The sequence below is a fragment of the Candidatus Nitrospira salsa genome (assembly GCF_965152625.1).
In genome coordinates this window covers 1,025,076-1,036,198 of sequence record NZ_CBCUCO010000004.1, presented here as the reverse complement: position 1 = coordinate 1,036,198, position 11,123 = coordinate 1,025,076, and the positions used below count along the sequence as shown (strand labels likewise).

Here is an 11,123-nt window from a genome sequence, read left to right as displayed (position 1 = left end):
GTGCTACGCCCCATTGTACAGTAAACGCAAAGTCAGGAGAAATATAGAGTCGAGGAGGAATGGGAAAGGTCAAACGGAAGCGGTAAGAATTTCACAAAAAGCGCAGGGACGTCGACCACGCACGATCTTGCTTTACTCTCCACCTTTTTGCACATAATTCTTGACAAATTCAGCCGCATTTTCTTCCAGCACTTGGTCAATCTCATCAACCAATTCATCCATTTCTTCTTTGAGTTTTTCCCCAGTTTCTACAACCTTGGGGTTAGCCTTAGTCTCATCTGCCTCTTGAGGAGAATCAGTTTTTCGATTATCCTGCTGACGTTCTTTCTTTTCCATAATCATTCCTCCAACAAAATTCAAATCAACAAGTTCTTGCACCTTCATTCATTGAATGATCGCGATAACATCAGACTACTCCTCATAGAATCAACCGTCAAGGTGAGCCATTCAGGACTTCATTGATCCCCTTCTACCGGTGTGCTACTATTTTCTCCCACGGGCGATTAGCTCAGGGGGAGAGCGCTACCTTCACACGGTAGAGGTCACTGGTTCGATACCAGTATCGCCCACCAGCCTACGCCAAGGCTTCGCGTTTACGCGCCAGAGCTACAACGCGCAGGCATGCTGGCATGCCAACGAACATGACATGAATACACGAGCTGTCGCCTCCTAAGCCTCGTTGCCAGCGGAGACATTGTTCGGTGCTTCCAACAATGCATCTACGACACTGATTTCCCCTGACACATTTCCATTAATAGTTTTCTCCAGAACGTCCAATCATGGCATCTACCAAGTATTATAAACGACTCATTGGGCTCCTATTATTTCTGGTAAGTTGCAGCAGCGGACCCTCCGTACCGCCGTCAAACCTTCCACCTTCTGCAAGCGACTTAGATCTTCTTGGCCTGACTCGATTGTGCGACACCTCGGACATGGTTCATAATCGAGAGACAGGCCAGACCTTTCAGCAGTCGCCATGGGGCACAGGCAAAGAATGGTACGCTGAAAATACCGATCCGACACACCGACGACAATGGCTGTTCTTTAATGATGATGAGACACTGGTCGCAGTTGTTTCGGCCTATCCAGATGGACTGAATCTCGACCCCTATCCTGTATTAAGAGATACTCTTTCACAACTCCCTCCGGCCAGAGAATTTTTTGAGAACTCGAGTTCGTTAATACAAGGCACTCAACCCGATACCGTTGTGCTCTATCGAACGGGAGACGAAAAATCAACGACGCAGTACATCATCCGAGAAGATCACGATCATGAGCATCAACTACTCGTCGCAGTCGTGGTTCTTGATCCCTACGAACAACTCCTTGATGGAGCCCAAAGAAAATTCAGGTCACAGCACAATGACAGCAAAGAGGGCTCAGCTCCCGGTCAAACCACACAACAAACCTCGCAGTTTCTGGCGACGCAACAATTTGCTCGAGGCGAAATTGCGTTATTCGAATCGTGCCCCGGGGAAAAACCAGATATTGCCATTGACGCGTACCGCCAAACTATCAAGTTAGGGTTAGAGGATACCAAGCGTTTAGCTGAAGCCCACCATCGTCTTGGCCTTGCACTGAGAAATAAAGGACAGCTCACCGAAGCCAAATCGGCTCTTGAAGAATCATTAAAAATTCAGCAACATTCACCACGAGTCCTCAACAGTCTGGGTACGGTGCTCTTTCAATTAAAAAAACCTGCAGAAGCCATTGCTTTACTCGAAAGAGCGATTACCTTACAACCTAACTATGCCCGTGCACGCTACAATCTGGCCGAAGCCTATGAGTCGGTCAACCGCAGAAGAGCAATCGAGGAGTATGAAACCTATTTAGCGTTGGTTGATAACGTTCCTGAAGAATCGACTCGTGCCGCCCTCGCGAAAGACCGCCTCAAAAAATTACAATGAACGAACAGACACCTGAATAGGGCAAAGAATCAACTCCTTCCAGGCTACAAATCGTGACATTCCTCCGTTCGTCTATTGAATGATGTATTTCTAGACATCTCGTATTAAAGACGTTTCGTTTGTTTGAAAGATGAATCGCTAATGAAACAAAAGTATTATGGTGTACGACGTGGACGTCAAACAGGAGTCTTTGATAGTTGGCCGGAATGTCAACGACAGATAGTCAAATACTCTGGGGCAGAATACAAATCATTTTCCACTCCAGAAGAAGCTCAGGCTTATGCCTTCCCAGAGTCGTCCACGACTTTCGAAGGTACAGATGATGCCAATACCATTGTCGATGTTTGGGTTGATGGCTCGTGCATGCCAAGACCCAATGGGTTACTCCTTCTTGGGTGGGCCTATTTAGCACGCAGAGCTGGCGAGGAAATCCATCGCGATCGAGGCAATGATATTCCTGAGGACGCCCAGCGACATCGCAATGTCGCCGGCGAAATTATGGCTGTGCTCAAGGCTGTGGAATGGTGCAAAACCCAACACATTACCAGCATCAGAGTGTATTACGATTACCAGGGACTCGCGAGTTGGCCGACACATGCCTGGAAGAGAAACACGCCATTTACACAACACTATGCAGAAACGATTCGTGCCTCAGGAATCTCCGTCGAATGGGTCAAGGTCAAAGCGCATAGCGGAGACCCCAACAATGATATCGTCGACGAAGAAGCCAAAAAGGCCGCACTGGAAGCAGCAGGCAGCATGGATGGAATGAATGAACAGCTGAGGAAAAAGGAGTGACAAATACCTGAAGAATATCCACTATGGGCAAGAAAATTTGAACGGTACGAGGAGAAAGTTACAACTTCCCTTCGCCTTTGAGATATTTGCGAAATTGGCCCATGAGTTCTTCGCCTAACACACTGACATCGGGCTTGCGTTACATAGAGTGGTGGAAACGAGACCTTGAAGGCAAATCGAAGAATACTAAAAATGATCGAAGATTTGTCTTCATACCGCCTATCAAAATCGTCACAGGAAACTTATTTTCCCAAACATCCTTAAGACACGGCAGGCAATGCCTCGAGTAGACTCTTCAAGCGATTCATGCGGTGATCGCCTTTTTCCAATTCTTTCGAAATCAACTTTTCTAAGAGACGCACATCAACACGTTCTTCGATTTCTCGAGCAAACCTCAGAAACTCCAGCGTGTCTTCAAGATCAGATTCAGACAGTCTCGGAAGTTTCAATTGGATAAACAGATTCACATTAGGACGATACACACAGAAATCACCTTTCGAAAACATGTGGACCAGGTTGTCCTCAAACCCGGATATCTTTCTCACAAAGAATTCGGCGGCGGTATTCACGGCCTCAATTGGCAAAGACAACGACTCCGCAATCTCCATCAATTTCAGTTGCTGTTCGCCCCCTCGAAGTGACGTTGTCGCCAAATCAATATCGACTGTCGCACGAATGGACCTTCCGACATACGGCAAAACAGAGCCACCCAGTAAAATCCATTCACCAGAGAGTTTTTCTGACGCGAGCTCGAAGAACTGATCGAGGAGTTCTTTTGAAATCACAGTCATAAATATGTCCCAAGTTGCGCGAGAGCCAGACGCTTGAGTTTAATATGCTTCCCCTCAATCATGTCCTGGAATAATTGCTCTACCATAGGACACCTGTGACAAAGCTCTTTGTACAGATCGGCATAATGTAACTTTAGCGCAAGAAGTGTTCCGATAAGAGCTTCTTTTTTTCGAGGGAAATCTGGTAAATGCCGTTCTTGTTCGAATAGGGAACAGGCTCGAAACATGGCAGTGAAAAAGTTTTCTCGTGTTTTTCTCACGTGCCGAATTTCTCGACGTTGCAGAGGCAAACCGAATGCAGCTAATTCATCCCAATCGATAGACCGTTCATGGCAAGACAATTCAAGATCCAGAGCAGAAGCAAGCAACTCAAGTGTCGAAAGTGAAGGGTTGGCTTTTCCTGACTCAATTCTCTGCAGAGTCGGCAAGCTCACTCCAGAACGGACAGATAACGCGACTTGACTAAGCCCTAAGGTTTTTCTTTTGTTAAGTATCGTTAAGAGTACAGGACTCATATCATATATAATACATTATATATGATATATTGAGAATATCCGGCTTCTGCCCTCCTCCAAACTCATGAAGGCCCGACGACGCCTAGGCAACGGGGTCAAACCGCGCACCCGAGAAATCTGCTCTTACCCCATTTATGTCCATCATATAACTATTAGTTGTATGATGGCAGATGCGTGTCTGACTCAGATTACATGCGGTACCCAAGCTAGCATGTTGTATCGTGTCGGTTCCCAAGTGTTCGCCTTTAAGATTTCATGCTAGGCCAACAGAGTGGAGTACGGAACGAGGAAACTGATGTGTCGAGGCGGACATATCGACTTTTTGTGAGCCAACTTTTGTGGAGTAGAGAACACCATGAACCGTTTAAATGGAAAAGTAGCGATCGTGACGGGAAGCAGTAGTGGAATTGGGAAAGCTATGGCCCTGCGTTTCGGGGAAGAGGGCGCGAAGGTCGTTCTTGCTGCTAGGCGTCACCATTTATGCGAATCTACGGTTGCACGTATTCGGGAAAAGGGTGGAGAGGCCCATGCCATTCAAACGGATGTATCCAATGAGCACCAAGTGAACGCACTCATCCAACAAACCCTGAGACTTTATGACCAATTGGATATTCTGGTGAATAATGCGGGGATTTTTGGAGGCAGAGAATTGGTCGATACAGATACAAAGACCTTTGATGACGTAATAGCCACAAATCTACGAGGAACCTTTTTATGTTGTCGTGCAGGGTTTCAACAGATGCAACAACAGAGCGGCGGACTTATCATAAACATGTCGAGTGTAGCTGGAGTGCAAGCTTGGAAGGGGACGGGGATCTACAGTGCCTCTAAACATGGAATAATGGCTCTGACAAAATCGCTGGCTGATGAAGGTCGAGCCTTCAATATTAAAGTCAGTGCCATCTGTCCGGCTGGAGTGGCGGATGAACTGGTCGATGCTTCGCCTGAGAAGATACTTCTGAATGAAAAGATCGATCCCTTCGACATTGCTGAAACAGCCATCTACCTCGCTAGGCTGGGGCCTCAGGCTGTGGTTCAGCAGATAGTCATTGATCGTTTAGCGGCCGAATGGTAAAGACTTAGACGGAACATAGGTTAAGGCCACATTTTGCTTTTCGAGGGATAGGAGTAGGGGACCAATCGACAAACCGTCAATCGAGGTTCACCGTTTGGCCGACAAGTTTGGAAACAACGGACGGTGAAGCGATTGTGTCTTGAGTGCAACGTGAATCCTCGTGGCTTGTCCTGTAAGCGATCATCAAGGCGTATGCGCAAATTTCAAAAAGGAGAATGTCCCTGACGGCTCCCCACAAAATCACCCCGCATGAATCTTCTTGAGTTGCTGTCGAAGTTGAACGCAGGCTTGGAGAACGTGCCGTTTGGAGATGACGTCAGGCCCTCGCCGTAAGACGTATCGCCCAAGTGTCACGAAGGAGAGAACCTCGTGGGTTTTCCTCGTATTCGATTGATAGCGGGGTTGCCACTGCTGCTGAACGGCCACTTTTCCCGCCAGCCATAACACGAAGAGGGCCAGCGCACCGATGAGCAAGAGAATGGCGAGGCGCTCTACGAGACGAGTCTGACTGGCTGAGAATCCCAGCCCCACGCGTTCGCTTTTCAGGTCTCGAAAGGCTTCCTCAATCTGCATGCGGGTACGATAGATGGTGACAATTGGGTGAGCAGTCTGCGTGTGTAAGGTGGAGGATGTCGCGAACAACCATGGTTCGCGGGTACGCACCGCCATTCGACGACTGGGCCAGCCCTGCCGACGCGTGCCGAAGCCCGATTTGTGGACGCGCCCTTGGGGCCCCTGGCGAACTACATGCAAGATACATCGCAGGGGGTTGGACTCGACGAGCTGTAGGGAGCCTACCGTGGTGGGCCGCGTGGTCGCCTTCGCATAGAACGTCTTGCATGGGTGCCACGTGGTGGCCCCTTCCCGTTGCACGCGGGTGCAATTGCGAATGCGCCCGACCCAATCCCAGCCCAGCTCTTCGACCAACCGAACCCACGTGCCTCGAAAGCCAGCATCGGTCACGAGGATCGGGCGGACCGTGGCCGGCAAGACCGTTCACAAGTGGCGTAAGAATGTTCGATGGACTCGGCGGTTGGTCAAAGACTGACGGGGATGGACTTCTTCGTAGATGGTGAGAGCACGACCTCGAACCGGCAGTGACGCCCGCAGGAGTTGCCACGGTTGATCCGCGGTCAGCGGCGACCAGTCAACGATAATACGCGGCGCGGCGATCTTGCTCAGCAGCCACTGCGCGACAACGGCATAGAGGGCCGTTCGTTCTGCATACAACTGGCGATTGCCCAGGAGCCGATCCATCCGTTTGATATGGTGTTTCACGAAGGCCGGACGGCGGAGTGCGCGGCCCAGCCCGGTCAAGGTCAGACAAGGATGACGGAGGGCTTCGACGGCACTCAGCAAAGCCGTTAAGCGCATCGCATGGATTGTGGGACAAGTCGTTTGAAGAGGAGGGCGCAAGAATTGAAGAGCCGGCATGAGCACCTCCTTGGCGAAATATGGGAAATGTCAAGAAGAAAACTATCCAGCCTTTCATACGCGATTCTAGCTACAATGTAAAACCTAAGTTGTTGAACAGAAAACAGTTTTTGTGGGGAGCCGTCAGAAACATTCTCATTTTTGTGCTTGCATAGTTTGGTCTAGCGGTAATAAGTCCATAGGCTTGCCTAGGACCATTTTAAAAGGAGTGGCTTAAAACAATTGAGGTGAGATCATGCAATCATGGTCAATCGAAATAGGGAGCCTATGTAGGACATAAATATGAAATAGGTCTTATTAATAAGAACAAAAGAAAAGATCCCCGCCACAAGCAACGGGGTATTCAGAGGAAGGGCTAGGCTGTTTGAGACACCACGGTTTCTCAAGCTCTTCCCTTTGTTCTGTAACCACGTAGCAAGCTATGGGGAATAGCTAGATTCAATTATTTTTTAGACGATGGGGAGAAAAAGAAAGAAAGAAAGGGAGACGAACAAATAAAAGGGGTAGTTACAGTTTGCCTTCGCCTTTGAGATACTTGCGGAATTTGCCCATGAGCTCTTCACCTAACAATCCAACATCCGGCTTGGTTTTCATGTAATCACGGATTTCTTCGAGGCGATGCTCGGCTTGATCATTGCCCTTCAGACGTTTCACTTTCTCTAACGCATCATCAAAGGCATCAAAGGTGAGTTCTTTGTAGCCAAAAGCTCGAATACGTTTGACTGCTTTCATCATGGCTTCGTTTCGAAACACCGTAAGATGTTCTGAATCTATTTCTTTGAGCCCAAGCTTTCGTGCTCGTCGTTCCGCGGCTTTGCGGATACCACTCCGAACAAAATCAGGAGATGTTTGCAGTCGTTTCCATGCTTCGTCCGACCAGGCGACTGCGGATTGAGGCGCATCCCACAGTTTGATGAGAGATTCCGCGTCGATACGAGACATGCCCTGCTCACGGGCCAAGTCTTCAGCATCATGCTTTAACATGTCAGCAACAAACTCTTTCGCCATTGGCGGAGAGTCTTGAATCTTCTGTTGTAATAACGCCAAAGCATCTTCTGTCCATTCCAGTGGTGGACCCGCTTGCTCTTTGAGATCACCCAAAGCTTCCACCTTTTCGAATAACTCGACATTGACTTCCATGTGCCCGCGCTCTCTGGCAATGTCATCGGCGATTCGTTTAATCATGTCCCGCATAAACTCTGGAACTGACTCGAGGCGTTTTTTGGCTTCGGCTGTCCAGGGAAGATTGCCCTTCGCCATATCGTCAGCCGCCTGACTCATGCCAGATTCTCCGCCCATTTGCCCCATCATTTGCTGCTTAAATTGGTCGAGAATTTCAACGGTTATTTCTGCATATCCAAGCTCTTTGGCTTTTTTCACCGCTAACCGCTTGACCATTCCTCGGAGAAAAAATGGCGCACGCTGTAACCGTTCGAGGGCCTCGTCTGTCCAGACAACATCTTGTTGTTCAATGATTTCTTGGTCAGGGCTACTCATAATGACATCTGTTTCATCCCGTCTTCTTGATTAAGTAATTCCTTAATTTCTTTTCCCGCTTTAAAAAATGGCATTCGCTTCTCTGGGACTTCAACCGTTTCGCCCGTTTTCGGATTGCGTCCTTCTTTGGTCTGCCGAATCCTTAAGCGAAAACTACCAAATCCTCGTATTTCAGTTTTTTCACCATTTTTGAGAGAGTCTCGAATGGAGTCAAAGAGTGTGTTGACGACCAGTTCTGCTTGCCGATGGCTTAACGTTGGGGCTTGTTCACTCAGCTTTTCAATCAGATGAGCTTTTGTCATTCATACCTCCTCAATCAACCTCATCCAGACATCCAGGTCTACTTTCAGGACCCGTTCATTAGCATACCAGACGAACTCCTTAAAAAACCATTAAGTACATGAGCGGAATCCAGGTGGATTGAAGTACCATTGCAGAGGTCTTTCCAAGAAAGGAACTTTCAATGAAGTCTCTAAAAGAAAACTCCCTTGTTGGCTCTACGACCCGCGGATCACCTTGAATGCCTCCTAGTTTTCCAGCCAATGCAATGGCATCGGTCAGATCTCCAATTTCGTCAATGAGCAGGGAGTCCTTGGCTTGCTGTCCTGTAAAGACCCGTCCGTCAGCCAAGACCTCAACATCAGCGACATCCAGCGACCTCCCTTCAGCCACAGCCTCTATAAACTGCCGATGGACGTCATCCATCACTGATTGCAACAGCTGGCGGTCTTCAGCCTCCATGGTCCGAAATGGCGAACCAATGTCTTTATACCGCCCGCTTTTAATGACAAAGTTTTTCACCCCAACCTTTTTCAACAATTCTTCAAAGTTGGCCATCTGCATAATAACGCCAATACTCCCGGTGAGTGTCCCAGGATTCGCCAACACCCGATCACTGGCCACCGCAATATAGTAACCGCCTGAAGCCGCTACCGTCCCCATCGAAGCCACCACGGTTTTGTTGTGCTCCGATTTCACGCGCTTGACGGCATTATAAATTTCCTGAGATGGCGCCACGCCCCCGCCCGGACTATCAATCCGAACAACGATCGCTTTGACCATGGGATTTTCACTAAAGTCCTCTAACTCGCTGACGGTTTGCTTTGAGTCAAGAATTGGGCCTTCAACCCGCACCACCGCCACCTGCTCTTTCCCATAGGACGCCACGTCAGGCAACAGCGCCTTGCCCAACCAAGTGAGCACCACTGCCGCCACTAAGATCCAAAACACTCGTTTCCACCAGGACTGTCGCGGTGCAGGAGGCGATGCGTACGTATCAGACATGGGCGTGAATGAGAAATCCTTTCTTCATTAAGAATCCCCTTGCGCTTCCGCATTTTTTTCTTGGGTCATCCGGCCTAAGCTTTGATCAATTTGCCCTTGAGTCGCATGAAAGGCTTCCAATTGACTTTGGTCAGATTCACGAAGATGTTCCGATAAACTCAAGGCAATCTTTCGTTCATCGCAATCAACCTTAACAATTTTCGCGGTGACCTCTTGCCCGACTTCGAATTTATCCTCAACTCGTTCTTGGGAATCAATATTAATTTCACTAATATGAATCAGACCTTCAACCCCACCGTCGAGCTCAATAAACACCCCGAAGTCTGCAATCTTGGAAACCTGGCCAGAGGCCTTTCCTCCAATTTGAAACCGTGAAGGAATTTCAGATTCCCAGGGATCGGAAACCAGTTGTTTATATCCCAACGATAATCGCTCTTTATCTTTGTCGATACGAAGAATGACGGCTTGCACTGATTGCCCTTTTTTAAACAATTCAGACGGATGCTTGATATGTTTGGTCCACGACATGTCAGAGATATGAATCAGGCCATCAATCCCTTCCTCAAGTCCAATAAAGGCACCAAAGTCCGTGACACTCTTGACCTTTCCTTCAATTTGCGTCCCTTCCGGATACTTAGACTCAATGACATCCCAAGGATTCGGAGCCGTCTGTTTCATCCCCAGTGAGATCTTTCGGCTCTGCTGATCAACATGGAGTACCTGAGATTCAATTTGATCACCGATAGACACGACTCGTGAAGGATGACGCACTTCATGGGTCCAGGACATTTCAGAAACATGGACCAATCCTTCCACCCCAGGCTCCAATTCCACAAAAGCCCCATAATCTGTCAGGCTGACCACTTTTCCTGGAATTCGACTGCCTTCGGGATATTTCGCTTCAACCTGACTCCACGGATCTGCCGTTTTCTGTTTTAAGCCCAAAGAGATTCGTCCGGTTTCACGATCGTACTTGAGAACCAAGACCTCAATCCGATCCCCAATGGAGAACATGTCCGAAGGATGACCTACTCGTCCCCACGAAATATCCGTAATGTGCAGCAAGCCATCAATACCCCCTAGGTCAAGGAAGGCTCCATAATCGGTGATGTTTTTGACGGTTCCAGTAATGAGTTGCCCCTCAGCTAAGGTCGACAACGTCGTCTGCCGTTTCTTATCTCGTGTTTCTTCAAGCAGCGCCCGGCGAGACACGACCACATTGCCTCTCCGATGGTTAACCTTAATAATCTTAAAGTTAAAGACTTTCCCGACTAACCCATCCAAGTCACGAACAGGAGTCAGGTCAATCTGAGAACCGGGAAGAAACGCCTTCACCCCAATATCAACCATCATGCCGCCCTTAATCCTCGACAGCACCTTCCCTTCGATCTCTTTGTCATCGCGGTGAGCCACTTCCAGGTCTTCCCAGACCTTCATCTTGTCCGCTTTTTCTTTCGAGACCAGCAAATTGCCTTCGGCATCTTCACACTGCTCAATATAGACCTGTATCGTATCGTCGACGGCAAGCGTCTGAAGTTCTTCGCTGGAAAATTGGTCAGACGGAATCATGCCTTCAGACTTATATCCGATATCAACAACAACCCGTTCCCGCTGGATGTTCACCACGCGTCCTTCGGTTATGGTGCCTTCCTCAATATTTCGAAAGGTTTCTTCATAGAGTGCTGCCAATGCTTCACGATCCAGCTGTTCAGGTTGTTCAGATACTGTATTCATCCTCTTCCTACGCCTCCACTCTGCTCAATGCACTGCTGATTGATGATTAAAAATAAAACTTCCCGGCAACCCTCAGCGTTGGATCACT

Annotated in this window: 12 protein-coding genes and 1 tRNA gene; 4 read left to right on the top strand and 9 right to left on the bottom strand. The window is 48.4% G+C overall.

Annotated elements, in window-relative coordinates; genetic code table 11:
- Positions 1 to 132: 132 nt before the first annotated feature.
- Entirely contained in the window at positions 133 to 378 is a 246-nt protein-coding gene (locus tag ACWQXP_RS18835; protein ID WP_454064395.1) for a ubiquitin-like protein Pup, read from the bottom strand.
- Between the two features lie 119 nt (positions 379 to 497).
- Between ACWQXP_RS18835 and ACWQXP_RS18830 the strand changes: the two genes are divergently transcribed.
- From ACWQXP_RS18830 to ACWQXP_RS18820, 3 genes are all read left to right on the top strand, one after another.
- Positions 498 to 572, top strand: a tRNA-Val gene (locus ACWQXP_RS18830).
- Between the two features lie 207 nt (positions 573 to 779).
- Positions 780 to 1,907 (top strand): tetratricopeptide repeat protein, encoded by a 1,128-nt coding sequence (locus ACWQXP_RS18825; RefSeq protein ID WP_454064394.1) that lies wholly within the window; start codon positions 780 to 782, stop codon positions 1,905 to 1,907.
- Positions 1,908 to 2,048: 141 nt separating this feature from the next.
- Entirely contained in the window at positions 2,049 to 2,705 is a 657-nt protein-coding gene (locus ACWQXP_RS18820) for a ribonuclease H1 domain-containing protein (protein WP_454064393.1), read from the top strand.
- A 260-nt stretch (positions 2,706 to 2,965) separates the two neighbouring features.
- Here ACWQXP_RS18820 and ACWQXP_RS18815 read toward each other — a convergent pair whose 3' ends face one another.
- Both ACWQXP_RS18815 and ACWQXP_RS18810 read right to left on the bottom strand, forming a co-directional pair.
- Positions 2,966 to 3,496, bottom strand: a complete 531-nt coding sequence (locus ACWQXP_RS18815) for a hypothetical protein (protein ID WP_454064392.1) — start codon at positions 3,494 to 3,496, stop codon at positions 2,966 to 2,968.
- Complete coding sequence (locus ACWQXP_RS18810) at positions 3,493 to 4,011, bottom strand: helix-turn-helix domain-containing protein (RefSeq protein WP_454064391.1); 519 nt, start codon at positions 4,009 to 4,011, stop codon at positions 3,493 to 3,495. The genes ACWQXP_RS18815 and ACWQXP_RS18810 overlap by 4 nt, the downstream gene beginning before the upstream one ends.
- 355 nt (positions 4,012 to 4,366) lie before the next feature.
- On the opposite strand from ACWQXP_RS18810, the gene ACWQXP_RS18805 reads away from it, so the two are divergent.
- Positions 4,367 to 5,086, top strand: coding sequence for an SDR family NAD(P)-dependent oxidoreductase (locus tag ACWQXP_RS18805; RefSeq protein ID WP_454064390.1), 720 nt, complete (start codon positions 4,367 to 4,369; stop codon positions 5,084 to 5,086).
- Between the two features lie 240 nt (positions 5,087 to 5,326).
- On the opposite strand, the gene ACWQXP_RS18800 is transcribed toward ACWQXP_RS18805, so the two are convergent.
- From ACWQXP_RS18800 to ACWQXP_RS18775, 6 genes are all read right to left on the bottom strand, one after another.
- Entirely contained in the window at positions 5,327 to 6,076 is a 750-nt protein-coding gene (locus tag ACWQXP_RS18800; RefSeq protein WP_454064389.1) for an IS4 family transposase, read from the bottom strand.
- A 6-nt stretch (positions 6,077 to 6,082) separates the two neighbouring features.
- Entirely contained in the window at positions 6,083 to 6,520 is a 438-nt protein-coding gene (locus ACWQXP_RS18795; protein ID WP_454064388.1) for a hypothetical protein, read from the bottom strand.
- Between the two features lie 507 nt (positions 6,521 to 7,027).
- Positions 7,028 to 8,017 (bottom strand): PCP reductase family protein, encoded by a 990-nt coding sequence (locus ACWQXP_RS18790; protein ID WP_454064387.1) that lies wholly within the window; start codon positions 8,015 to 8,017, stop codon positions 7,028 to 7,030.
- The gene (locus tag ACWQXP_RS18785; RefSeq protein ID WP_454064386.1) at positions 8,014 to 8,319 is read right to left on the bottom strand and encodes an integration host factor subunit beta; all 306 of its coding nucleotides are present in this window, start codon (positions 8,317 to 8,319) and stop codon (positions 8,014 to 8,016) included. The genes ACWQXP_RS18790 and ACWQXP_RS18785 overlap by 4 nt, the downstream gene beginning before the upstream one ends.
- A 79-nt stretch (positions 8,320 to 8,398) precedes the next feature.
- Positions 8,399 to 9,301 (bottom strand): signal peptide peptidase SppA, encoded by a 903-nt coding sequence (gene sppA, locus ACWQXP_RS18780; protein WP_454064385.1) that lies wholly within the window; start codon positions 9,299 to 9,301, stop codon positions 8,399 to 8,401.
- A gap of 27 nt (positions 9,302 to 9,328) precedes the next feature.
- Complete coding sequence (locus ACWQXP_RS18775; protein WP_454064384.1) at positions 9,329 to 11,035, bottom strand: 30S ribosomal protein S1; 1,707 nt, start codon at positions 11,033 to 11,035, stop codon at positions 9,329 to 9,331.
- Positions 11,036 to 11,123 lie beyond the last annotated feature (88 nt).

What these genes read in the sequence shown, in the direction of transcription:
- ACWQXP_RS18820 (WP_454064393.1), top strand. Translation starts at nt 2,049, where the DNA reads ATGAAACAAAAGTATTATGGTGTACGACGTGGACGTCAAACAGGAGTC.
- ACWQXP_RS18775 (WP_454064384.1), bottom strand. Translation starts at nt 11,035, where the DNA reads ATGAATACAGTATCTGAACAACCTGAACAGCTGGATCGTGAAGCATTG.
- ACWQXP_RS18815 (WP_454064392.1), bottom strand. Translation starts at nt 3,496, where the DNA reads ATGACTGTGATTTCAAAAGAACTCCTCGATCAGTTCTTCGAGCTCGCG.
- ACWQXP_RS18825 (WP_454064394.1), top strand. Translation starts at nt 780, where the DNA reads ATGGCATCTACCAAGTATTATAAACGACTCATTGGGCTCCTATTATTT.
- ACWQXP_RS18795 (WP_454064388.1), bottom strand. Translation starts at nt 6,520, where the DNA reads ATGCCGGCTCTTCAATTCTTGCGCCCTCCTCTTCAAACGACTTGTCCC.
- ACWQXP_RS18785 (WP_454064386.1), bottom strand. Translation starts at nt 8,319, where the DNA reads ATGACAAAAGCTCATCTGATTGAAAAGCTGAGTGAACAAGCCCCAACG.
- ACWQXP_RS18805 (WP_454064390.1), top strand. Translation starts at nt 4,367, where the DNA reads ATGAACCGTTTAAATGGAAAAGTAGCGATCGTGACGGGAAGCAGTAGT.
- ACWQXP_RS18790 (WP_454064387.1), bottom strand. Translation starts at nt 8,017, where the DNA reads ATGAGTAGCCCTGACCAAGAAATCATTGAACAACAAGATGTTGTCTGG.
- sppA (WP_454064385.1), bottom strand. Translation starts at nt 9,301, where the DNA reads ATGTCTGATACGTACGCATCGCCTCCTGCACCGCGACAGTCCTGGTGG.
- ACWQXP_RS18810 (WP_454064391.1), bottom strand. Translation starts at nt 4,011, where the DNA reads ATGAGTCCTGTACTCTTAACGATACTTAACAAAAGAAAAACCTTAGGG.